This window comes from Jannaschia faecimaris, assembly GCF_900107415.1.
GTDB classification, from domain to species: domain Bacteria; phylum Pseudomonadota; class Alphaproteobacteria; order Rhodobacterales; family Rhodobacteraceae; genus Jannaschia; species Jannaschia faecimaris.
On record NZ_FNPX01000023.1, the window covers coordinates 1 to 21744 of the forward strand.

Annotated in this window: 21 protein-coding genes and 2 pseudogenes; 12 read left to right on the forward strand and 11 right to left on the reverse strand. The window is 58.0% G+C overall.

Features of this window, described 5'->3' with window-relative positions:
• Nucleotides 1–573: 573 nt before the first annotated feature.
• From BLV27_RS17185 to BLV27_RS17195, 3 genes are all read right to left on the reverse strand, one after another.
• Entirely contained in the window at nucleotides 574–966 is a 393-nt protein-coding gene (locus BLV27_RS17185; RefSeq protein WP_092647758.1) for a cytochrome C-552, read from the reverse strand.
• 20 nt (nucleotides 967–986) lie between these two features.
• Entirely contained in the window at nucleotides 987–2252 is a 1266-nt protein-coding gene (locus BLV27_RS17190; protein WP_092647729.1) for a sulfite oxidase, read from the reverse strand.
• A 346-nt stretch (nucleotides 2253–2598) separates the two neighbouring features.
• The gene (locus tag BLV27_RS17195) at nucleotides 2599–3186 is read right to left on the reverse strand and encodes a hypothetical protein (RefSeq protein WP_092647730.1); all 588 of its coding nucleotides are present in this window, start codon (nucleotides 3184–3186) and stop codon (nucleotides 2599–2601) included.
• A gap of 102 nt (nucleotides 3187–3288) precedes the next feature.
• Here BLV27_RS17195 and BLV27_RS17200 point away from each other — a divergent pair, with 102 nt between their 5' ends.
• The 3 genes from BLV27_RS17200 (at nucleotide 3289) to BLV27_RS17210 (ending at nucleotide 5291) form a co-directional block, all read left to right on the forward strand.
• Nucleotides 3289–3654 carry a Crp/Fnr family transcriptional regulator gene (locus tag BLV27_RS17200; protein ID WP_280140323.1) on the forward strand — a complete coding sequence of 122 codons (366 nt, stop codon included), beginning with the start codon at nucleotides 3289–3291 and terminating at the stop codon, nucleotides 3652–3654.
• Between the two features lie 370 nt (nucleotides 3655–4024).
• A complete protein-coding gene (locus BLV27_RS17205) occupies nucleotides 4025–4765 on the forward strand; it encodes a hypothetical protein (RefSeq protein ID WP_092647732.1) in 741 nt (246 codons plus the stop codon).
• A gap of 163 nt (nucleotides 4766–4928) precedes the next feature.
• The gene (locus tag BLV27_RS17210; RefSeq protein ID WP_092647733.1) at nucleotides 4929–5291 is read left to right on the forward strand and encodes an HNH endonuclease signature motif containing protein; all 363 of its coding nucleotides are present in this window, start codon (nucleotides 4929–4931) and stop codon (nucleotides 5289–5291) included.
• A 230-nt stretch (nucleotides 5292–5521) separates the two neighbouring features.
• Here BLV27_RS17210 and BLV27_RS17215 read toward each other — a convergent pair whose 3' ends face one another.
• Nucleotides 5522–6604 carry a PfkB family carbohydrate kinase gene (locus tag BLV27_RS17215; protein ID WP_139176730.1) on the reverse strand — a complete coding sequence of 361 codons (1083 nt, stop codon included), beginning with the start codon at nucleotides 6602–6604 and terminating at the stop codon, nucleotides 5522–5524.
• Between BLV27_RS17215 and BLV27_RS17220 the strand changes: the two genes are divergently transcribed.
• From BLV27_RS17220 to BLV27_RS17255, 8 genes are read left to right on the forward strand one after another with little or no spacing between them, the layout of a single operon-like run.
• On the forward strand, nucleotides 6597–7604 hold the full coding sequence (locus BLV27_RS17220; RefSeq protein WP_092647735.1) for a LacI family DNA-binding transcriptional regulator: 1008 nt from the start codon (nucleotides 6597–6599) through the stop codon (nucleotides 7602–7604). The genes BLV27_RS17215 and BLV27_RS17220 overlap by 8 nt on opposite strands.
• 33 nt (nucleotides 7605–7637) lie before the next feature.
• Entirely contained in the window at nucleotides 7638–8570 is a 933-nt protein-coding gene (locus tag BLV27_RS17225; protein WP_092647736.1) for an ABC transporter substrate-binding protein, read from the forward strand.
• Nucleotides 8570–9361 (forward strand): ATP-binding cassette domain-containing protein, encoded by a 792-nt coding sequence (locus BLV27_RS17230; RefSeq protein WP_092647737.1) that lies wholly within the window; start codon nucleotides 8570–8572, stop codon nucleotides 9359–9361. Before BLV27_RS17225 ends, BLV27_RS17230 begins: the two co-directional genes overlap by 1 nt.
• Entirely contained in the window at nucleotides 9358–10359 is a 1002-nt protein-coding gene (locus tag BLV27_RS17235) for an ABC transporter permease (protein ID WP_092647738.1), read from the forward strand. The genes BLV27_RS17230 and BLV27_RS17235 overlap by 4 nt, the downstream gene beginning before the upstream one ends.
• A 4-nt stretch (nucleotides 10360–10363) precedes the next feature.
• Nucleotides 10364–11206: a BtpA/SgcQ family protein gene (locus BLV27_RS17240; RefSeq protein ID WP_092647739.1), complete on the forward strand. Its 843-nt coding sequence runs from the start codon at nucleotides 10364–10366 to the stop codon at nucleotides 11204–11206.
• Complete coding sequence (locus tag BLV27_RS17245; protein WP_092647740.1) at nucleotides 11199–11846, forward strand: TenA family protein; 648 nt, start codon at nucleotides 11199–11201, stop codon at nucleotides 11844–11846. Before BLV27_RS17240 ends, BLV27_RS17245 begins: the two co-directional genes overlap by 8 nt.
• Nucleotides 11836–12894 (forward strand): phosphotriesterase family protein, encoded by a 1059-nt coding sequence (locus tag BLV27_RS17250; RefSeq protein ID WP_211605536.1) that lies wholly within the window; start codon nucleotides 11836–11838, stop codon nucleotides 12892–12894. The genes BLV27_RS17245 and BLV27_RS17250 overlap by 11 nt, the downstream gene beginning before the upstream one ends.
• Before the next feature lie 4 nt (nucleotides 12895–12898).
• Nucleotides 12899–13660 (forward strand): glutamine amidotransferase, encoded by a 762-nt coding sequence (locus BLV27_RS17255; RefSeq protein ID WP_092647741.1) that lies wholly within the window; start codon nucleotides 12899–12901, stop codon nucleotides 13658–13660.
• A 208-nt stretch (nucleotides 13661–13868) separates the two neighbouring features.
• Here the strand turns inward: BLV27_RS17255 and BLV27_RS17260 are convergent, their stop codons facing one another.
• The 5 genes from BLV27_RS17260 to BLV27_RS17275 all read right to left on the reverse strand — a co-directional run bounded on the left by BLV27_RS17260 (nucleotide 13869) and on the right by BLV27_RS17275 (nucleotide 18602).
• Nucleotides 13869–15338 carry a M81 family metallopeptidase gene (locus BLV27_RS17260; RefSeq protein ID WP_092647742.1) on the reverse strand — a complete coding sequence of 490 codons (1470 nt, stop codon included), beginning with the start codon at nucleotides 15336–15338 and terminating at the stop codon, nucleotides 13869–13871.
• A gap of 27 nt (nucleotides 15339–15365) precedes the next feature.
• The gene (locus BLV27_RS19475; RefSeq protein WP_170831502.1) at nucleotides 15366–15506 is read right to left on the reverse strand and encodes a hypothetical protein; all 141 of its coding nucleotides are present in this window, start codon (nucleotides 15504–15506) and stop codon (nucleotides 15366–15368) included.
• 109 nt (nucleotides 15507–15615) lie between these two features.
• Nucleotides 15616–16737: an alanine/ornithine racemase family PLP-dependent enzyme gene (locus tag BLV27_RS17265; RefSeq protein ID WP_092647743.1), complete on the reverse strand. Its 1122-nt coding sequence runs from the start codon at nucleotides 16735–16737 to the stop codon at nucleotides 15616–15618.
• Complete coding sequence (locus BLV27_RS17270; RefSeq protein ID WP_092647744.1) at nucleotides 16734–17933, reverse strand: N-acetyltransferase DgcN family protein; 1200 nt, start codon at nucleotides 17931–17933, stop codon at nucleotides 16734–16736. Before BLV27_RS17270 ends, BLV27_RS17265 begins: the two co-directional genes overlap by 4 nt.
• A gap of 315 nt (nucleotides 17934–18248) precedes the next feature.
• Nucleotides 18249–18602, reverse strand: coding sequence for a hypothetical protein (locus BLV27_RS17275; RefSeq protein WP_092647745.1), 354 nt, complete (start codon nucleotides 18600–18602; stop codon nucleotides 18249–18251).
• Nucleotides 18603–19685: 1083 nt separating this feature from the next.
• Here BLV27_RS17275 and BLV27_RS17285 point away from each other — a divergent pair.
• Nucleotides 19686–20027 carry a hypothetical protein gene (locus BLV27_RS17285; RefSeq protein WP_092647747.1) on the forward strand — a complete coding sequence of 114 codons (342 nt, stop codon included), beginning with the start codon at nucleotides 19686–19688 and terminating at the stop codon, nucleotides 20025–20027.
• Nucleotides 20028–20327: 300 nt separating this feature from the next.
• On the opposite strand, the pseudogene BLV27_RS19890 reads toward BLV27_RS17285, so the two are convergent.
• Nucleotides 20328–20789, reverse strand: a pseudogene (locus BLV27_RS19890) (integrase core domain-containing protein); the annotation flags it as partial.
• 342 nt (nucleotides 20790–21131) lie between these two features.
• Nucleotides 21132–21521 (reverse strand): annotated as a pseudogene (locus BLV27_RS20070) (pyridoxamine 5'-phosphate oxidase family protein); the annotation flags it as partial.
• Nucleotides 21522–21744: the final 223 nt, after the last annotated feature.

A 21744-nucleotide genomic window follows, 5' to 3' on the forward strand; every position in this document is an offset into this window, starting at 1 on the left:
GCCGCAGTTTGTGCCGGAGCTGTCAGCCGCACTCGAAGACCGCTCATGACTTGAGGCAGACAACGAGCTCCGCGTGGCCCTATGCGATAAGGGGGTAAGCCCACCTACTCCGAGCCCCGTATATCGGGAGCCGGCCACCACGATCTTTCCATGCCATTAAGCGCGAACACCGACCGCAGCTTCGGTACGGCAGATCCTGATGAGCAGCTTAACCCACGTATGGACGCCATTGCGCATCGCTGCGACGACTGGGCTCTTTTCGCGGCAGACGCGTTCAATCAGGAATTGCCCAGAGGTCAGGATCCCGGACCTCTGGCAGGAATACCTTGTTTCCCGAGAGCGGAAGCTCGACACAGGACGAATGACTGAAATTCAAACCAGTCTTTCGCTGCGTGCATGACCAATGACTGCTCTGCGGACAAAGCTGCGGTTCGCCGAAACGTCTTGGAAGTCCGCTTGTTCTTGCCCATCATCACCCATCTGAAAAGTATATGAACGACGCTCATGGTATCTGCCATTGTTCGCCGTGTTCTTCGGGTGGAAGGTGCGGCGGGTACCCCGCCCGGCCGCAGCCTAGCGCTCAGACGAGAAGTGTGTCTTGAGATAGGTGAGGATCTGCTCCGCGATTTCGGGCTCGGGCTCCTGCATGCCCTGCTCCTTGATCATCCACGTCCAAAGATAGTCCCAGCGGTCGTCGGTAAGACGCTGCTGTCGGATAATCGCCGTCGAGTGACAGGCGACGCACTGGTAATACGTGTCCTCTGCCCCCGGCCCGATCGGAAGGTTTCCCAGTTCGGGATCGAGTTCCGCCTGCGGTCCCTGCACTGTCGGACCTGCCGCCAGCGGCGCAAGCGGGTTCGCCGCTGGCCGCATCGGGTCGTAGACTTGCTGCGCGGTCGCGCCAGACGCCGCCAGCACCAGCGACACGCACAGCGCGGCCCCGATGCTGGTCAACGTTTTGTTCATCTTCACATTCTTGCGGTCAATCATGTAGCGATCATGGCGATACGGTGCTGCATGTTGTTGCCGTAGCCACGCGGGTTCCAGCCGGGCACAACAGGAGGTTGTGACACGCCGTTCAGGTCGGTCGCACGCGCCCAGATCTCGTAATAGCCGACCTGCGGCAGGGTCACGTCGGCGCGGAACCTCTGCCAGGCGAACTTATTCACTGATGCGTCTAGTGCGGCCGGGGTCCACGTCGCTCCGAAGTCGATGGAGACCTCGACCGAGGCGATGTCGCCGCTGCCCGACCAAGCGTGGCCGCGGACCTCGGTTGCTTCCCCGGCGGCCGCCTGCGCGCCCGATTGCGGGAATGTGATCAGCGACTTAACCGGCATTTCGGTCAGGACGACCATGTCCTCTTCTGGAACCTCGGTGCCGGGGGCGACGGGATAGGCAGGCACCCGGTATGAATAGCCGGTCATTTTTGCGCCGTCGTGCTCTTGGTCGCGGATCTGAATGCGGTTGATATACTTTTGCGACGCCGATCCAGGATAGCCTGGTACTATCAGGCGCAGGGGGAAGCCGTGCACCGCGGGAATTGGCCCTCCGTTCATCGCCCAAGCGATGATGCTGCCCTCGGCCAAGGCCTTCTCGATCGGTACCCCGCGCGAGATCACCTCCTTGTCAGGTTCGCCCGACAAATGCGGGTCGTCGCTGTGATGGGCGGTGTAAACGGCGCTCGGCTTGATACCGGCGGCGTTCAGGACGTCGCTCAGCCGCACGCCGGTCCAGTCGGCGCAGCCCACCGCACCGGTGGTCCATTGGTTGCCGGATGCACCAGGATTGAAGAACGCCCGACCGTTGCCGCCACATTCGAGCACGAGGCGCAAGGTCACCTCCTCGAAGCGCGACTTGAGCTCGTCGATGCTCAGTTCCATCGGGGTGTCAACTTCACCGTCGATCGTCAGGGTCCAGCCTTCGGCGTCCATGTCTAGTGCGCTGTCCGGGACAAACCCGTTGTTGCGGATAAAAAAGTGCTGGTATGGGGTCACGTCGGCGTCCAGCAGGTGCGCCGGTGTCTCCGCATTGAGCGGGCGGTCGTTCAGAAGGACAAGGCCGTCCTTACCGGACATGATGTCCTCCTCGCTCATCCCTTGGGCGAGCGCCATGAGATTACCCTCAAAAGGGATGTTCATGCCAACATAGGCTCCGAGCGCTGTGAGGCCGGTCGTCTTCAGGAACGTCCGGCGTGCGGGCTCGTCAGCGATTGCGGCCTTGCCTGATCCGCCATGAGTGATTTCGTCAGTCATTGATCCAAACCCTCCCATTGGTTACGAACAGTCTACCGCATGGAGACAAATCTGCCAACTTTCCGCTTCCACGCCTTCACACAGTTGCGGCACTCTCACCGAAGCGGACATTCGTCTTAAATGCAGTATTGGACGGGATGGGCTCAGAACAGCCGTTTGCTGCGCCGAGCACGAAGGTCTGGTATGGGGGCCGGTAGCGGACCCTGCCCACGTTGTGCTCCAAGGACCGCTATGCGCGACGAAGCTGCCGTCCAACTCAACGAGGCGAACGTCAGCTTGTCATAGACGTCCTATCCCTTGTGCTACAAAATGGAGCGCGACTTTGGGCCGAACGTGTCGCATCGCGTTAGTGGGCGTGGGCGTTTTCTCCGCGCGCCATCATCATATGATGTTCGCGGTGATGGTCTTGGCTTGCCATGAGTCCGAAAAACCCCAGCCCCCTTATTCGGGCCACCACGGACGGGTCGCCACTCGTTACTCGAAGCTCCACTCCGTTTTCCGCATCGACTGCCTCGACAGTCCAACCGTGGTCCTGCGCGAGCTGGGCAGCGTGTGCAGGCACCATGCGGCGGATAGTGGCGAGCGTGTCGGCATCTCCCGTTGCCATCGTGGAAAGGCCGTCTGGCAGTTCTGTCTCCTCCACAATCGTGTCCGAGACCAAGCGGTCCATGTCGACCAGGTGTGCCCGTAGGCCAGCCAGATCGACTTGGCCCCAGTCTGTGTCAGGATCGGCTTCCAGCACGCGCACGACTTCAGACAGGGCGGCGAAAGCTCCTTGTCCCGGTTCGGTGAGGATTGTGTTTTGGAGCGGCTGGCCTTGAGAATGTGTTGCGTGATCCATGCCGTCGCCATGGCCGGAGTGCGCTGTCTGGGCCGCCGCGAAAGCCGTTCCACCAAGCAGCGCCGTCACGATCAAAATCAGCTTCGTTCTCATTCTGTGTCCTCACATTTATCAAGTACACCCTATCGGACACTGCGGTCATAACGTATGATTTATATCATGTCAGACTGGCGGAAAATATTTGATGACGCGCTGATGAAGACCTTCGAGCAGGGGGCCGTTCTCTTTCGCAGGGGGGATCGCGTTCATTCGATGTTTCTTGTTCGATCCGGCATAGTCGAACTTGAGCGTCCACTTACTGATGGAACAGCACTTACGCTCAACGTTGCCACAGCCGGAATGGCGCTCGCCGAGGCGTCTTTGTTCGCCACTACCTATCATTGCGATGCGATTGCACGCATGAATTCCGAAATAGCGATCATGCCCCGCGCCACCTTTCTGTCTGCGCTACGCAAACAGCCAGACGCTGCTTTAAGCCTGATCGAAACCCATGCCAAAGAGGTCCAAGCCCAAAGATCGCGCATCGAGACCCTGCGCCTGCGCCGGGTTTCGGTCCCGTGACGGGATCGACGGGGGCGATACGGGACCGAAAAAAAACCGTTGCGCCCGTGAATTATCGTTTCAATTCAATGAAAAGAGGGGCCGACGGGATCGACGGGACCCGAGCCGGAGGGTTGGCCCTACATACGGGGAGCGGGGTGTCGTGGTGATCCATGTTTTTCCCATATGTGTCCCCTCCAATTACTTCCCGTCAGTCCCGTTAATCCCGTAGAAATAAAAAAGGTTATATAAAAGAGGGGCTTGGGAGGTGATCCGGGCGACGGGGCCCGAAATTCTCGGTCCCGTGTCGATCCCGTCGATCCCGCGATCCTGTCGAGACCTCCCCCCTCTTGCCGGATATCCTAAGCCTGTCACCGCTTAGGAGGTTGAAATGAAAGCCTATTGCACGCCGGGGGCGCTCGTCGCCGACCTGTCCCGCGATATCATCGCCAACGCCGCCGCCCTGCGGCAAGGTCGAGGCCGCGCCCCAGGCGAGCGCCCCGCGCCGAGCCTGATCGCGAGCCCGGTCGATCTGGTCGAGATCTTCGACCGCCCCCGCCGCCTGACCGCCGAGGAGGCAATCTCGGGTGCGCGTCCGCCCGCCGGGGCGCGCGTGACCGCCCCCGGGGCCCGGACCGCCGTCCGGCGCGAGCCTAAGATCCTGTCGCGCCTGCCCCGCCATGACGGGCGGCGTCTCGCCGTGCTGGCCTATGCTTCCGCCCTCGAGCGGCTCGGCGCGGTGCGCGGCTCCGGGTTCGAGGCCTCGACCGCCTCGACCACCGATGCCGGGACCGCCCCCGACGGCGGGGCCGCGACGCGCCTTCTCGCCGCCGCGACCGTCCGCCTTGCTCGTGGCACGGTCAATCGCTGGCGCTGGTCGCGCGCCACCCGGGCCCATGTCCTCGGGCCTGCCCGTCCGATCCTTGAGGCCCGCCGGGGCAAGGCCCGTACGATCACCGCGACCGCCCTCCTCGACGGCGTCGTGATCGAGGGCCTCGATATGGCGGAGATCCTGACCCGCGCCGGTTGGTCCCCCCATTCCAAGCACGCCAAGGTGCTCTGCGGGGCCTTCGACGAGATGCTCGACGGCCTCGCCGACGCCCTCGGGTTCGGCCTGCGGCGTCAGCACTAATGTCGTTAGGGGCCGCTTTCCTTGACTGTTGATGTCGGCCCCGCCTATCCCCTGTTTCAACGTCGCAGAGTGGGGCAGCGGGCCAGCCGATCACCGATCGGCATGTCAACAGATCCCCCGGCCTGCCCGCCCCCGCGACGCCCCCCTCTCCTCCGGAGGTCCGATGCAACAGGACCCGCGCCCGTGGCGTCACCTTTACAAGCGCCGCGCGTGTACGGATCTCGCCCGCGCCCAGAAGGCCCGGGAGCCGCTATGCAAGTATTGTCTGAAACGCGGGTTCGCGAATGACGGGTCCCTGACCGCGTCGGGTGCACCGCAGGCCAGCCGCCGACGCCGCCATGTCGCCGCCGATCACATCGTTCCGCACAAGGGCGACGAGGCCCTGTTCTTCGACCCGGACAACCTGCAAACGCTTTGCCCCGACGACCACGATCGAAACAGGCAACGCGAGGAGCTCCACGGCTTTTCGCAGGAGCGCGGCCCCGACGGGTGGCCCCTCGACCCGCGCCACCCCGCCAACCGCTGACCCCAGGCCGCACCGTTTTTCTCTGTTTTTCAGGGCAGGGGGAGGGGTCGACAGATTTCCGCCCGGTCAGAGGACCGGAGGGAGAGCCTTTCCGTGCGCAAAACGGAAATTGAATAGAGTTCTCCAAGGCCGCTCGCGAACAAGGACGGCTGAAGCAACGCTGAGCGTGAAGCTAACATCATGCGCCTGCGAAAGCTTGCGGTCGTCAAGGCAAGACCGACACCTCGGACTTACTGAGTTTGGGGGCCGCCTTTTTCATGTGCAGAGAGGAGCTCGCGTATTTCTGGGATACTTGGCATGGCGGATACCGATCCGAAGCGAGACACGGTCAACGCAGCCGCATCCGCGGCAAGCCGCAGGTCGTCATCACTGACACGACGCGCGTTCCGCATTGCGGAAGCCAATGCGACCCCTTGATAGGAATCTCCTGCGCCGGTTGTGTCCAATACAGCGGCCTTGCCAGCTGGCACGTGTGTGACTTGGTTGGCTTGCCCCAGAAACGCTCCCGATTCCCCCAAGGTCAAAACGACAGTTTCAATCCCGAGTTCTAGCAACTCGATGACCGCCGCCCGTCCGAAGTGTCCTGTCAGAACCATTGCTTCTCCGTCATTCAGGAAAAGCGTATTCACTTTAGCCAGAAGTGGCTTCAAGCCCGGGTCGACAGGGGAGGGATTGAAGGCGACGTGCATGTTGCGGTGATGAGCGGCATCCATCAGGGCTTCATTTGCAGTCACGGTCAGATTGCCCTGAAGGACTAGCAGGTCGCCTTGGGAAGCGTCATCCAGAGCCCGACACGCGGCATTGGAATCCATCGCCTTGGCGCAGTCCGTCGTTGTCACGACGACGTTCGCCCCCGATCTGTCCGAAAGGATGACCGACATGTCGGTGGCGGTATTCGGGCAAGTACGGAGAGCAGCACTCAGTGGTTCGCAGTCGAGCATCTGGCGCACTCGGTCTGCCGCCGCATCGTCACCGACACCGGCGATCAGAGTGACAGATGTTCCGCAGCGCGCCAGCATGACCGCCTGATTGGCCCCTTTGCCACCTAGGTCGCTCGAGCGGCGCGTGCCAAATATCGATTCTCCCTCCTTGGGCAAGGCATCGACGGCGAAGGTTTCATCCAGCGCGATGTTTCCAACCACGAATGCCCGCATGCCCTGTCGTCCTCCGTTTGCGATGCTCATGCACGAATTTTCACCATCCGACGTCATGGAGTCAGAAATTTCGACTTGGTGATTGACTTGTCCCGTCATCAGTTTGTTAATGCCTTTACTAAACCAGTTTACTTCGCAATGGAAGACTGTGATGACCAAGGCCCGGCACAGTTTGAAAGACGTCGCCCGACGTGCCGATGTTTCGGTTGCGACCGTGTCTCGATATCTGAATGGGACGCTGGACCTTCCTGAGGGTACGCGCGGGAGAGTCGATAAAGCCGTCACCGATCTAGACTATCATCCGAACCCGCATGCCCGCCGTCTGAGCCTTGGGCGATCTGATAGCATCGCCCTAGTCCTGCCGGATATCGCCAATCCGTTCTTTTCGCGACTTGCTGCTGCCATTGAGTTCAGCGCGGAGGCGATGGGGAAGATGGTGTCTCTGCACGCGACCATGAATCGGGGGGACAGGGAACGGGCCGCCATCGACCTTGCGTCCCGCAACATGGTGGACGGGCTTGTCTTCGTGACGAACCATACGCCAACGCAAGACGTGATCGAGCGGGTCAACCGCTTCGCCAGGGCGGTGATCGTGGATGAGGAGGTGCGGGGAGCGGATGTGCCGCGACTGCTGTGCGACAATCGCCGCGGAGGGGTAATTGCGGGGCAGCATCTGTGGCGCATGGGTCATCGAAACGTCGCTTACATCGGCGGGCGAAGCGACCTTGGTAGCACTGCGGCGCGCCTCGATGGTCTGCGCGAGGGCATGAAGGGCATCGAGCCAAAATGCATCTATGCGGACGCGTATGCGAAGGCGTCGGGCCGCGACCTTGCGCTGAAGTTTCTGTCCGAGCGGATGGGCGAGACGGCCTTGTTCGCTGGGTCCGACGAACTCTGCATCGGCATCCTCGAAGTTTTCCGCGACAAGGGCGTGCGGGTGCCGCAGGACGTTTCGATCATCAGCTTCGATGACGTAAGATCGCTCCACCTCTTCGCTCCTGCCATCACCGCTATAACCCAACCAGTCGATCAGTTGGGTCATCGCGCAATCGAGCTCCTTCTGAGCGACGGGTGGAACGAGCCCGGGTTCCTTCAGAAGACGGAACGACTGCCGGTTCATCTGACCGAACGAGAATCGGTCAGCGACATCGGCCAATAAGAAAACATTACCTTTCAACATGGAGATACGACAATGACACGCACTCTAAGAAACTCGCTTTTGGCGGCATCAGCCCTAATCGGTTTCGCTGCCCCGGCAGCTTACGCCGAGACTTTCGCGTTGGTTCAGATCAACCAGCAGGCGCTCTTCTTTAACCAGATGAACGAAGGCGCGCAGGCCAAGGCGGACGAGCTTGGTGATGAACTGGTGATCTTCAACGCCAATAACGATCCCGCCGAACAGAACAGCGCGATCGAGACCTACATCCAGCAGGGCGTCGATGGGATTGCCGTCGTGGCGATCGACGTGAACGGGATCATGCCGGCGGTCCAGCAGGCCGTAGATGCCGGCATCCCGGTCGTCGCCATCGACGCGGTCTTGCCCGAGGGGCCTCATGCGGCACAGGTCGGCGTCGACAATGCCGAGGCGGGTGCCATGATGGGCAACTATTTCGTCGAGTACATGAACTCGGAAATGGGCGGTTCGGCGAAAGTCGGGGTCGTGGGTGCCCTGAACTCGTCCATCCAGAATATCCGGCAGGACGGTTTTGTAGACGTAGTTTCCGGGGCGGACGGTGTCGAGATGGCGGTCGTGGTCGACGGCCAAAACGTGCAGGATCTTGCCTTGTCGGCGGCGGAAAACCTCATCACGGCAAATCCGGACCTAGATGCGATCTATGCAACCGGCGAGCCCGCATTGCTGGGTGCAGTTGCCGCGGTCGAAAGCCAAGGCAAGCAGGATAGCATCAAGGTCTTCGGATGGGATTTGACCCAGCAGGCAATCAATGGGATCGACGCTGGTTATGTACAGGCAGTGATCCAGCAGGATCCGGCGCAGATGGGCAGCACCGCGATAGACATCCTTAATAACCTGTCAGAAGGCGGCTCGACCGAGGCGAACGTTGCGGTTCCGGTGACGATCGTGACCAGTGATAATGTGGACGACTTCCGGAGCATCTTCGAGTAATGCCTCAAGCTCAACGGAACGCAGTGCCGGAGGGGCAAGTCCTCTCCGGCGACAAGGCGGTGCCGCGCATTTCCCTGCGTGGCATCCGCAAGACTTTTGGCTCGATCGAAGCGCTCCGTGGCGTCGATCTGGACGTAATGCCTGGTGAATGCGTCGGTTTGATCGGCGACAACGCCGCGGGTAAGTCGACGCTGACCAAAATAATCTCGGGCACTTATGTGGCCGACAGCGGTACGATCGCCGTCGATGGCGAAAACGTCCACTTCACCAAGCCCGCAGACGCTCGCGACCGGCACATCGAGATGGTGTTCCAAGACTTGAGCCTTTGCGACCATATCGATGTCATGGGCAATCTCTTTTTGGGCCGTGAGGAGACGCGCTACTCCTTCCTAAACAATAACCGAATGAAGGAGCGTGCGCGTGGGATGTTGGACGACCTAGACATTCGAATTCCGAACCTGTCGGCCAAGGTCGCGCAACTTTCAGGCGGCCAGCGGCAGGCCATTGCCATCGCTCGCGCCGCATCCTTTGAGCCGCGCCTCCTGATCATGGATGAGCCGACATCGGCGTTGGCCGTGGCCGAAGTCGAAGCCGTTTTGCGCCTGATCAATCGCGTAAAGGCACGCGGTGTGTCGGTGATCCTGATTACCCACCGCCTGCAGGACCTCTTCGAGGTCTGCGATAAGATCGCCGTCATGTACGAGGGTACCAAGGTCGCCGAACGGCAAATCGAGAATACAGGCCTTGAAGACCTTGTGAAACTGATCGTCGGCAAGGGAGAAGCGATATGAGCGTGACTTACACCGAGCGCGGCACAGGATCGGCCATTGCCGATTTCCTTGCCGAAAAGGCGCAGGTTCTGTCCATCGCGGCATTCTTCGCGCTGTGCGTGCTCTTCTTTTCAATTGCGACGGACGTGTTTCTGACTCCAGGCAACCTCCTGAATATCTTGCGTCAGGCGGCACCGATCCTGATCGTCGCGGTTGCCATGACTTTCGTCATTATTACTGCCGGGATCGACCTGAGTGTCGGGTCGCAAGTCGCACTCATCAACGCGTCAGCGGCGTTAACACTGGCTGCGGGCGTTCCTTGGCCGCTGGTGGTTGTCGCCATGTTGGCGCTGGGAGCGCTGATCGGCTTGGGGCAGGGCTGGTTCGTGGCCTATCAAGGAATACCGGCTTTCATCGTTACACTCGCCGGGCTTTCGATCCTGCGTGGTGCCGCGCTCTACATGACGCAAGGTTATTCTATTCCAATCCAGGATGCGCCCGGGTTTTTCTGGCTCGGACGTGGCACTATCGCGGGGATCCCGGTCCCCGCACTGATCGCCCTAAGCATCGCGGCTATCGGTGGAATCGTTATCAGTCGGCAGCTTTACGGGCGACGCGTGGTGGCCGTTGGTTCCAACCCCGAAGCTGCGCGTCGAGTAGGAATGCCAGCAAAGTGGACCATCGCATCGGTCTATATGCTTACGGGCATCGCCTCGGCAATTGCTGGTCTTCTGATCGCGGCGCGACTGGGTTCTGGGTCATCCAACGCCGCCGTGGGCTTTGAGCTCCAGGTCATCGCGGCAGTCGTTCTGGGCGGCACGTCGCTCTTCGGTGGTCGCGGATCGCTTCTGGGCACCGTCCTCGGCACGCTCACGATCGCGGTCATCGGTAACGGACTGATATTAATGCATATCTCGCCGTTTTTCACGCAGATCGTCACCGGCACGATCATTCTTGTGGCAATCTGGCTGAATACGCGGATTTTCACTGCCAATTTCTCGTTCCGGCGGAAGGTCTAGGATAATGCAGACGATTTCAGGCAAGGATGGCAATGCCATCCGCGAGATATTCGGACGCGAAAAGGCCCTGATCGGGATGATCCACTGCCCTCCGTTCCCCGGTTCGCCGCGCTATCGCGGAGAGAGCATGGACGCGATCTATGACGCGTGTCTGCGGGATGCTGAGCGTCTGCTCTCGGGCGGCATCCACGGACTGGTGATTGAGAACCACGGCGACGTCCCCTTCTCGAAGCCAGAAGACGTCGGCTGCGAGACCACCGGCTTTCTGTCGGTCGTCGCGGACCGGATCAAACAGCGCTTCGACGTCCAACTTGGCATCAACGTGCTAGCGAACGCGCCTATCCCGGCATTTGCGGTGGCCCGCGCATCGCAGGCGGCCTTCATCCGCGTGAACCAGTGGGCCAATGCATACGTCGCCAACGAGGGTTTCATGGAGGGCCGCGCGGCCGAAGCGATGCGGTATCGCAGTCTTCTTCGCGCGGAAGAAATCCGCGTTTTCGCTGACGCCCATGTGAAACATGGAAGCCACGCGATCGTTGCCGACCGCAGCGTGGCCGAATTGACTCGGGATCTTGCGTTTTTTGATGTGGACGCTGTGATCGCAACCGGCCAGCGTACCGGCAATACCGCTACGCTGGAGGAGATCGACGAGGTCGCATCCGCCACTTCCCTCCCGGTGCTGGTTGGCTCGGGTGTGACAGCGGACAACATCGTGTCCATCCTGTCGCGCGCGGACGCCGTGATCGTAGCCTCCTCGCTCAAGGAAGGTGGCGTCTGGTGGAACCCAGTCGATCCCGTACGCGTCCGTGCCTTTGTCGAAGCGGCGAGGCCTGCGTTGGATGGCTGACGTGAGGCTTTCCGACAGGATCCTCGATCGCTGCGCTCCGGTCCTTAACACTATGCTTGAGCACAGGTTCGTCGAGGACGTCTGCGCCGACGCCGTGCCAGCAGACGTCTTCGACAGATATCTCGCCTACGAAGGCGCTTTCGTGGATACGGCGATCTCAATCTTTGCCTTGGCCGTCGCCCGCGCGCCCGATATCGAGTCCCGACGGCACCTCATTGGGGTTCTGGATGCCTTGGCGAACGTGCAGATCTCATATTTCGAGACGCAGTTCGCCGCTCGGGATGTCGGCTGGGACACGAAATTGCACCCGCAGGCCGCCATCTTCCGGGACGGGATGGCCGAGCTGGCCGCAAACGGCTCCTTTCTCGATATCGTCACCGCCATGTTCGCCGCCGAATGGATGTACTGGTCATGGTGCAGACGCGCGATCTCTTTACCGATCTCGAACTCTGACCTTCGGGCCTGGGTGGCGCTTCATACCGAAGACGATTTCGCAGAGCAGGCACTTTGGCTCAAGAACGCAATCGATCGATACGGGTCCGATGCCGAGCTGGACCAGCTGTCAGCGATATTCACCCGGGTCACCGAGCTTGAGATCATCTTCCATCACGCACCTTACGAGTTCCCCCATGACACATGATTTCGCGCCTGAAGTGATGTCCGTGCAAGGCCCGGTCGCTCTGGACGCGCTGGGTCAGACCCTGATGCACGAGCACATTCTGAACGACTGCACGTGCTGGTGGCGCGGCCACGACCCGGCTTTTGACTCGCCTATCCGCGATGTGCCGGTGACACCCGACATGTTATGGATGCTGCGGCAGGATCCGTTCGCCAACTTTCATAATTGCGCCTTGGACGAAGAAGACGTGGCGGTTGAAGAACTGACGCATTTCAAGGCCGAAGGCGGACGCACGGTCGTGGACCCGACCTGCCGCGGGATCGGTCGCGATCCTCGGGCGCTGCTTCGGATTTCCAGGGCGACGGGACTGAACATAGTCATGGGGGCAGGGTACTATCTGCAATCGTCACATCCTGCTCATCTGCAAAACATGACTGCTGACGACGTTGCCCAAGAACTCGTATCGGAAGCGGAAAGCGGCGTCGGAGATACCGGTATCCGGATCGGCCTGATCGGGGAAATCGGGGTATCTGCCGATTTCACGGACGCTGAACGCAAGGTTCTGCGCGGATCTGCAGACGCTGCCGCCCGCACCGGCCTGCCGCTGATGATTCATCTGCCGGGCTGGGAGCGCCTAGCCCACGAGGTTCTAGACGAAATCGAGGGTTTGGGACAACCGCTCGACCGCACGATCCTGTGTCACATGAACCCGAGTTTCGACGACCCCGACTACCAGCAATCGCTGGCCCGGCGGGGGGCGTTTATCGAATATGACATGATGGGAATGGATCTCTGGTACGATGATCAGCAGGTGCAATGCCCCTCCGATGAGCAGACCTGCGCAGCCATTTCTGCCCTGGTTTCGAACGGTTTCGGGTCTCAGGTTCTGCTGTCTCAGGACGTTTTCATAAAAATGTTGCTTACGAAATATGGGGGCAACGGATACGCTCACGTCTCGCGCAATGTCCTCCCGAGGTTGAAACGCCATGGTCTGACCGATGCGGATCTTACGATGCTCATGGTCGAAAATCCCCGCCGCGCGTTGGCGCGGCGAATAGTACTGGAGTGACAGGATGACGAAGGTTCTTCTCGTAGGCGAAAGTTGGGTGAGTTCCGCAACCCACTACAAAGGGTTCGATCAGTTCGGAAGCGTGACGTTCCACACTGGTGCCAAGCGGCTTATCGCAGCCCTTGGCGAGAACGGAATGGATGTAACCAATCTGCGTGCCCACGATGTTCCCCTCGATTTTCCTACGACGCTGGACGCGCTTCGTGCATATGATGTCATCATCCTGTCAGACATTGGTGCCAACTCGCTTCTGCTGCATCCTGATGTCTGGCTGCGCGGGGATCGGGTGCCCAATCGACTTAAGCTGTTGCAGGAGTGGACCGCGCAGGGCGGCGGATTGATTATGATCGGCGGTTACCTTTCGTTCCAGGGAATTGACGGGCGCGCGAGATGGCACAAGACGCCGGTGGAAGCGGCACTGCCCGTTGCCTGCTTGCCGACCGATGATCGCGTGGAGATCCCCGAAGGTGCTACACCAATTGTGGACGCAGCCGATCACCCGATCCTGCGCGGCGTACCGGACGACTGGCCTTATCTTCTTGGGATAAACGAAGTCGTGGTGAAGCCGGAGGGAACGCGCATTCTTTCGCTGAGTGCTGATCAGGGTGGCCTTCCACTTCTTGTTACCGGTGACTACGGCAAGGGGCGCGCGGTCGCGTGGACGTCGGACATGAGTGAACACTGGCTGCCACCGAAGTTTTTATCCTGGCAAGGATATGACCGATTATTTTGCAATATGGTCTCGTGGGCCGCCGGAGATCTATAGAATCCGCGAGGCTATCGTTACTGCAACGCAGCCACAAAAGCGGACACTCGTTATGGACGCAGCGAAACTTGGAGAGCCTATAACCGAGTTGCGGACAAGGACAAACCGACTGTTCGTGTTAGCTGCGCCAATGGCCGCGTTCAGATCAACCAAGCGCGAAGACCCGCGCGTTCTACTTGGATCAACGACAGCACAAGCAAGTTGGGTCCTAATCCAACGGAAAGGTTGGGTGCGGCACGTTTTTATACCCTAACGCCGCATAGTTTAGCGTGCAAAGCGCGCCGCAATCACAGACAATGATCCGTTCGGCGACAGCCGTGAAAGCTGCGCGAAAGTGTTGCATGGATTTCAACGCGACAATGGATTTCTTGGCCGGATATATCCCGAAGGTCTCGAACTGTCTCAGGTCCAGCATTTGGTGGGCGATGCTGACTATAAGAATCTCGACTGCGCCAACCTCCAAGACTGCCGTTGGACCAAAGTTCCGCTCTAAGCCTCCTAATATCGGACCAGACCCGACCACGCGACCGTCGCCTATCCATTTGACCTTGCCCGTAACATGCAGCGGTCCACCGCCAAACGCAGGTGCGGTCAGCCCGCCAATATCCAACGTGACTTCCGCTCCGATGGTTTGAATATTGAGGAACGCTGCTGCCTTAGGGTCAACCAACGGGCCAAAACATGCATCTTCAATCTTTGTAGCAATCAAAGCGCCCAGCAGATGTGTTGCATCGCCGTACGCCCCTGAACCGGGATTGTCCGCATAATCCGCAATCACTAAGGCCCCGCCGTCGCCATTCCATGCCTTCGCCACAGTAGCCGCGTCAGTACAGGAATAGTAACTGTTGAGGGTCTCATAACGCCGGTCCCAAATGTCTTGGGCCAGTGCCTCGGCGATCTTTAAATGGGCTGTCATATCCCCTTCGCAAGTGACCAACACAGTTGGACCCACTTCAGCAATATCGGCACAAGGAAACCCGCCATTTATACTAATCGCATGGATGCCTTTGCGGCTTTCATAGGCGCGGGCCAGAGCATGACGATCAATCATCGGACCTTGGTCTGTCCGTCCTCCGTTGGCTTCTTCCAGCATTGGCCGGTGCGCGCGCAGCGTTCTGGGAGATATGTCCCCTGACATAGTGCGCTGCAAAAGTTCAGCCGCCTTGCGTCCGGTCGAGCGGATGTCCACGTGCGGGTAGGTGGTGAAGGAGACCAGGATTTGCGCGAGATCACACATGGCCGTCGTCACGTTTGCATGCGGGTCAAGCGTTATGGCAATTGGCAGGTCGGGGTCAATCACGGCACGCAACCGGCGCAAAATTTCACCCTCACCATCCTCGCAGAAATCGGTCACCATCGCACCGTGAAGCATTAGGAAAACACCGTCCCAATCCCTCGCTGAAGCTGCAATCAAGGGCGCTGTCAATCTGTCAAAAGCGTCTCGCGTGACAACCCCGCCAGGCCCGGCAGCAGCGCTGATGACGTGCGTAATATCCCATCCATGGTCGCGTCCCGTATCCAGCAGTCCAGCCAGTTCGGTGTTTTTGGAGCCCCGTGTCGCGATAGCCTGATCACCATCCAAAAGGTAGCGATCTTGGAAAGACTTTATTGTCGTGGGATGGATATTGAAGGTGTTGGTCTCATGTACGATTTCGGCGCTGAGAATTCGGAAGCTCACGATATGGGTCCTTAAAGCGGTTTTCGCTCACCTCTTCGCTGATGCGCGGATTTGGTTGGTGTCGCCTCCCGTTTCGAGGCGCGCATTGCGAAGACGGTCCATCTTGACACGACGCTTCTCGGCGTCTTCATCGACCATTTTTCTGACAATGCGGGTTGTCTTGTCCATTGACGTTTCCGCTTTGGAACCTTTCGCTTTGAACAGGCTTGTCTTTGTTAACTTAGCCAACGTGCATTCTCCTCTATGGTTTCGTCTGGGTGTGTAGGAACAAGATCATTCAAAACTGCGCCAGATGTTTACTTGGGCTATGGGCGTCGTGCGCGCATAGCGCGGACCAGTTATGGCGCAGATTTATCTGAATGTCCGGGGCGGCCATAGCACGCATCAACGCACCATAGTTCATCTGAAACCGCATTTCCGAGCCAACGCAGAACGTCGCATGTTTAGTACCAACGACAAGATGATCACTTGTTGCGCCGATAAAAGTATTTCCAGGTGGCATTGAAAGCTCACGTACGTCAGTGTCCTGATGCCCAATGGCAAGAATTAGCCGCGTGATTTCCCCTGATTTTGGCACAATGCGAAGTCCTGCCAAGGAGGGATCAGGAAAGCTAACGGATGGGCTCGCAGACTTTGCGTCTGCTTCAATAACTTCTGCTACAAGCGTAAAGGCATCGCTAAACATTCCGCCGATCTTATTTCCAGAGAGCGGATCAACGCCCAAAAGTATTGCTTCTCCAAGCCTAAGATTATTGATCCGGCCATTGGGATATCCTCCAAGGGCCCAAGGCAGATTTGCAGAGTTTCCACCGGATACTGTCTCAAGGAAAATACCACATTTCCCCTCAACTTCATTCACAATGGTAGATAGGGTCTGCATTTTTTCTGCATCCGGAGCTATTCCACTCAGACATGCAAGATTTGTTCCAATGCCTTTCAGCGCCACACCGGGCATGTTTATGACTTGCTGTGTAATTTCGCCAAGGTCTTGTGGCATGATCCCTTCACGCCGATCACCCATCTCGACCATCAGGATGATGCCGTGAACCTTGTTTTGTCGGATCGCAGCAGCAGCCAAGGCCATAATTATAGTCATCTCAGTGTTGTAGCTTGCCTCGCAGACTTGGACGACGTCATCCGCTTGGCTCAGCATTGGTGTGCGTATCAAGGTGACCGGACAGGTTATCCCAGCTTTGCGTAACCTCTGCACATTGCTCAAACGCGCCTCTGCAAGACCCTGAGTGCCACCGTCCAGCATGGTCCGGGCGATCGCAGGATGCCCACACACCGCTTTGGTCACGCCGGTCACACCGATGCCAAGCGCCTTCAATCGCACAACGATAGTCCACGTGTTGTGACGTATCTTGCTCAGATCGACTTCGATGCGTGGACTACTCATATCGCAGCCACGGGTCTTCCTTGCTGCAAGCTGGGATAGGCAGCAAATATAATAGCAAGCAAATACGCCTCTGGTCGGCTGAGCGCGTCAGTCACGGGCAGTCCGAGTTTATGTGATTGAGCTGCGATCGTGTCCGTAATCTCAGCTTCGGACATCCCCTCATGATTGAGCGTGACGCCTATGACTTTTGTGTCTGCAAAGGCCTCAATCAACGCGATCTCGCTCGTGGGCGTGGGCATCGGCATATTAGGGAAATCGCAGCGATGGGCGCGCTTGGGAGCGTGCTGAAGGATGACGGCATCCGGTTTGCTGCCGCGCAGGATAAAGGCGGATGTGCAGAACGCAGGATGGCTGAGCGCACCTTGGCCTTCGATCAAAATGATATCGGGTTTTTCTGCTGTTGAGGCCGCAACAATCGCGGCCTCTAGTTCACCGCAGCAGAACTGCGGCGGTACGGCGTCCATAGCCACACCGTATTTTGCGCCCTGCATCAAACCCGTCTGGCCTGTACCAACAAGCACAGTCTTGATGCCCTCTGCGTTCAAAGCTCGTGCTAAAACCGTCGCGGTCGTCCTTTTTCCGATGGCGCAATCTGTCCCAAGGACCGCGATGCGCAGCGCATCGACACCCGCAACACTGCCATCGAATAATCGCATGTCCTTGCTTGGCTTGGGTTTACGGATGTCGCGGATGGTGACGTTTCGTTCCGATGCAGCATTGGCAATTTCTGCATCGTCGCTCAGATATTCGTGCAAGCCACTGACGACGTTCATACCACGTGCAATCGCATCCAGAACGACGCCCCGATCAGCAGGCGAAAGCCTTCCCGTTGATGGGGCCATCCCATAGATGAATGTATTTGGGATGACGGTTTCATGAGCGACGGCGGCTCCTAGGTTTCCAAAGATCGGTATGTGGTTGATCGCGTCATCAAGGACCAATCCACTGTTTTTACCAATGTGGTCGCTATCGATGACAGAGAGGATCCGATAGGCCTCCGAATGACGCACAAGGCCGTTGGCGGTTTTGCCATCAATTTTGGCAAAGTTGCCTTCGCAATAGACAATGGCCGTTGGCGGCAAGGTAATTTGAGTGAAGGATGTTGATTGTGTAGGAGTGTCACGGGTCACCGGTGGCGCTTGGGCACCTCTGACTGGACGAGAAATGGAATCTGCCGTTTGATGTTCGGTTTTCATGTTATTTCCTTTGTGCTGGTCTCGCAGAAGACAACTTTGTCGTCGCTACCAAGTGTTAAAGCCCGAGCTTTCGCTCCATGCGTTTAGTTATTTAGAACGCACAATTCTCTGATTTGTTGGGAGTTCCTGTTGCATTCTCAACCGTCACCATAGCTCTTTGCGTTGGCGTTTTCAGGTATGGATTGGACAAATGGAGGCATTGCAAACACGAGCAGAGCGAAGATGGACCCAACAAAGAGGACCCAGATAATTCCGGTGTCTGCCGACATACGCGTCCCGCAAGTTGTTTGGGGCAGTTTCAGCTTTGTTATTGAATTATGATTCATCCAGACCAAGCCCCGCGAGGCAAGCGTCTGCAAGGTTGCGGTTTGGCTTGTCGGAGCCCAGGTGGGTCGCCCAAACAGTGTCCATCATCGCATTCCGGCGACCAAATCCAGAGACACCCTGAAGGATGGCCAGTTTGGCCGTACGTTCTGGGTCGACCGCTGATATGTTCAGGCATACCGGCACCATCGCCAACGTTACTTCATCAGTTGCGAAGTTCCGTGCCATTGTTTGGGCATTGCCGCTCGTTATCCGGCCACCCCAATTAAAGCCAAGGATAGAGCCCGCAATCGCGCCACCCAAAGCACCGTCGATGCCGGGTTTCGTCCATTCTGGAAAAGTCATTTTTGTGCCTTTGACGGAGAAAGCGCCGCCTCACTATTTTTGTCTTGTCTTACACAAACCTGATCTTGTGTACGGGCTGCGTCCAAGGCAGCGTAATTGGCAGGTGCGGTTTAGATCTGCTTGCAAGTCGCGGGCGTATGCGGACACCAGAAATGGATCTACTTACCGCACAGGCGATGCCGTTGTGCCCGATAAGATCGGCAATCCTCCCAAACACAAGATCCTTGCAATGGGACGTGACAGCTGAATTTTTATGATAGAAGACTGCAGTACGCTCTGGCAGGCGATGCGCCTATGCCGCAGAAGACCACGACTTTGTAAGCGTTACCTAGTCTCTTAACCTCAGAATTGCAATGCTAGCGAGACCTTCGCCCTCGGCGACGCAGAGGCAGGTGTCCGCGCCGTCAGTCACCCAAGGGTTTCGCCCTATCAGCCCGCATTGGATGACCGCTTTGGGGAATTTGTGTTGCACCGCCGCGACGCCGTCGCCGTTCTGGCTGAACGGCAGCGGCGACACATGCTGCAATTGCATCAGGCGGCTTTGTCCCGCATAGCAGACATCGGAGCGGCTTGCAGCGAACGGAGGCTTTGAGCCCAGCTCAGCCATCCGCCTAGAAAGCAGCAAGGGCGGAGAACGGGCTTCGCTGCGGCCTGCGCCAGTGTGGGCCATGCGAAATTTCGAACGTTCGCTGCAAGTGCGCGATCGCTGTTCGCTTCTGCCGGATGGCTGGCGTGAAGGTCGGCAGGCGTTCTATGCTGCGATCGTGGGCCGATAAATTGAACTATGCGAAATCGTCATCTGCCAGGGTAGACCAACCCGAATTATTGCGGTCAGGGTCGTTTCCCAAGGCTTTCTAGCGGAAAAATCTCGGCCTGGCCGGATCTGTCGTTTTATTTACGAAACCAAAAGGACTGGGATTGGCCTCGCGCGCGTCGTCATCAGAAACGTGATTAACAGTCGTGTGATCAAATTGTCTTCTTGGTACCCCTCACGACAGAGGGCGGAATGCATTCTGTCCCAAAAATTCCGTCGTTGCAGGCACGTCCTTCACGACCGAAATCTGACAGGAACGAGGATCAACAATGAATATTCCCGAATCTACTAAACCCGCAATCTGGGGTGCCTTCGGTGGTGCCATCGTCGCGATGGTTATCGGATTTGCCTGGGGTGGATGGGTGACCGGCGGAGCGGCGACCCAGATGCAGACCGCCAGCGCAGAAGCTGCAGTTGTTCAGGCGTTCACACCGCTCTGCGTCGTCAAGGCCGAACAAGAGCCGGCACAGATCGCCTTGTTGAAGGAAGAATCGCGGTATCAGCGCGACAACTTCGTGGTTGAGGCTGGTTGGGTCGACAATGTGAGCGAAAAGTATCGCTCGGAAGTTGCTGATGCGTGTGGAGATTCGATCGTGGAAGGAATGGAATAACACGAGCTATTCCGACCAAGACATATCGCTGACTGGGCAGACTTTTTTCGTCACCATGCTCTCCATGCTGAGTGGCAAGGTGCCGATTCTAGCCGATTTGGCTGCTTCACCCAAGGGAACAGCAGAAAGATCGACGTGGTAACCCCTACGGCGAAACCTCCAGAACGCGCAGGCCGCACTGTAGCATAACAGTAGGCTGATGATCAGCGAACGGCGGCTCGATCCGCCATTCGCCGCACGAAGGACGGATGTCTGTACAGTGCCTTTGAGCAGCCCCACTTGAGTGGTCCAATTTGAAAGTTAGTGCATGATTGGCCTTTGGTCCATCGGGACGATGGCCTCTGGTGCTGGTGGGCGGTAGCCCAATGCACTGTGGGGTCGCTTGGTGTTGTAATGTTTCCTCCAGCTTTCGATGATGATTTGGGCTTCGCGCAGCGAGTAGAAGATTTCACCGTTCAGAAGTTCATCGCGCATTCGCCCGTTGAAGCCCTCGCAATATCCGTTTTCCCAGGGTGACCCTGGCTCTATGTATGCAGTCCTTGCTCCGACTGCTTTGATCCAGTCCCGGACGGCCTCAGCGATGAACTCGGGGCCGTTGTCTGATCTGATGTAGGCTGGCACACCGCGCAAGATGAACAGGTCTGTCAGAGCGTCGATAACCTCAGTCGAGTTCAGTTTCCGCTTCACCCGGATCGCCAAGCATTCTCGGCTGTGTTCATCCAAGATGTTGAGTGTCCTGAACGCCCTGCCATCATCCGTGCGATGGGGGCTATGACCGAGTTGCGGACAAAGTGACTTTTCGCCAGAAGGCAGCACAGGGTGTCGTGATAAACGCCTGAAATGCGGACGAAGCCAACATACCTGAGTATTAGGACTGCGAAATGTCGATCCTAGCCATCTCATGTGATCTGGTTTCATATGATCCGGAAGAACGTCTTTGAAGCCATCGCCCCAGGGGGCTTTCTTAACACCCCTGTCGGCGGAAGTAGGGGTGAAGTCAGACGTCTCGACCAATTGCATTTTGTGAACATTCCTAAGGCAATTTGGATGAATATCTGTGACGTTTACACGAACCACTTGTTGTGCCGCTACCGTACCCTCTAACGCTTGGTGTCCTTCGACAATCTCGGCGGTGCTGTTGACCCGCATTCGTTTCTGATTCTCAAAATCAATAAAGAGCAGGCCAATTTTCGAAGTCTCAACGATATTCCCGGCCGATAGATAAAGGCCGTTGCCCTCATAGAAGGGAAACACGAGCTCCGACGGGCCAGTGATTTTCACGAATCCCTTGGGGCCGCCCTTGTATGAGCACTGCGGCTGACCGTCCGCATCGCTTGTTGCCATGAAGAAGAACATTGCCTCAGTAACTAGCTTCCGATCCGCCTCCGAAAACTCTTCATGGAATACATACTCGGCAACCTTGTCAGCCAAACGGCGTGTATCGAATTGGTCTTGTAAGTTTCGCATTGGTTGCGAGAATCTTGGCTTTGTCATTGGTTGTGCCCTTAAGTTTTCCGTCCAACATTCGCACACTTCTCTCAATTCGAGCAACAGGCGGCCCAGTTAAGAGGTAAATCTGGGCTCGAAGCGGTCTTGCGGCGGTGCAGCGGGTCGAGCTTGAACCGCGTCCCGAAAGCCGCTGTTCCCGAAATGCAGATGTTTCATCCATTTCATCGGCTTGGCCCGGCAATTGGACATTCGGCTTTTGGAAACGGTT

Coding starts and splice junctions, on each gene's coding strand:
- BLV27_RS17185 (WP_092647758.1), bottom strand. CDS start 966: ATGAACAAAACGTTGACCAGCATCGGGGCCGCGCTGTGCGTGTCGCTG.
- BLV27_RS17190 (WP_092647729.1), bottom strand. CDS start 2,252: ATGACTGACGAAATCACTCATGGCGGATCAGGCAAGGCCGCAATCGCT.
- BLV27_RS17195 (WP_092647730.1), bottom strand. CDS start 3,186: ATGAGAACGAAGCTGATTTTGATCGTGACGGCGCTGCTTGGTGGAACG.
- BLV27_RS17200 (WP_280140323.1), top strand. CDS start 3,289: ATGAAGACCTTCGAGCAGGGGGCCGTTCTCTTTCGCAGGGGGGATCGC.
- BLV27_RS17205 (WP_092647732.1), top strand. CDS start 4,025: ATGAAAGCCTATTGCACGCCGGGGGCGCTCGTCGCCGACCTGTCCCGC.
- BLV27_RS17210 (WP_092647733.1), top strand. CDS start 4,929: ATGCAACAGGACCCGCGCCCGTGGCGTCACCTTTACAAGCGCCGCGCG.
- BLV27_RS17220 (WP_092647735.1), top strand. CDS start 6,597: ATGACCAAGGCCCGGCACAGTTTGAAAGACGTCGCCCGACGTGCCGAT.
- BLV27_RS17225 (WP_092647736.1), top strand. CDS start 7,638: ATGACACGCACTCTAAGAAACTCGCTTTTGGCGGCATCAGCCCTAATC.
- BLV27_RS17230 (WP_092647737.1), top strand. CDS start 8,570: ATGCCTCAAGCTCAACGGAACGCAGTGCCGGAGGGGCAAGTCCTCTCC.
- BLV27_RS17235 (WP_092647738.1), top strand. CDS start 9,358: ATGAGCGTGACTTACACCGAGCGCGGCACAGGATCGGCCATTGCCGAT.
- BLV27_RS17240 (WP_092647739.1), top strand. CDS start 10,364: ATGCAGACGATTTCAGGCAAGGATGGCAATGCCATCCGCGAGATATTC.
- BLV27_RS17245 (WP_092647740.1), top strand. CDS start 11,199: ATGGCTGACGTGAGGCTTTCCGACAGGATCCTCGATCGCTGCGCTCCG.
- BLV27_RS17250 (WP_211605536.1), top strand. CDS start 11,836: ATGACACATGATTTCGCGCCTGAAGTGATGTCCGTGCAAGGCCCGGTC.
- BLV27_RS17255 (WP_092647741.1), top strand. CDS start 12,899: ATGACGAAGGTTCTTCTCGTAGGCGAAAGTTGGGTGAGTTCCGCAACC.
- BLV27_RS19475 (WP_170831502.1), bottom strand. CDS start 15,506: ATGGACAAGACAACCCGCATTGTCAGAAAAATGGTCGATGAAGACGCC.
- BLV27_RS17265 (WP_092647743.1), bottom strand. CDS start 16,737: ATGAGTAGTCCACGCATCGAAGTCGATCTGAGCAAGATACGTCACAAC.
- BLV27_RS17270 (WP_092647744.1), bottom strand. CDS start 17,933: ATGAAAACCGAACATCAAACGGCAGATTCCATTTCTCGTCCAGTCAGA.
- BLV27_RS17275 (WP_092647745.1), bottom strand. CDS start 18,602: ATGACTTTTCCAGAATGGACGAAACCCGGCATCGACGGTGCTTTGGGT.
- BLV27_RS17285 (WP_092647747.1), top strand. CDS start 19,686: ATGAATATTCCCGAATCTACTAAACCCGCAATCTGGGGTGCCTTCGGT.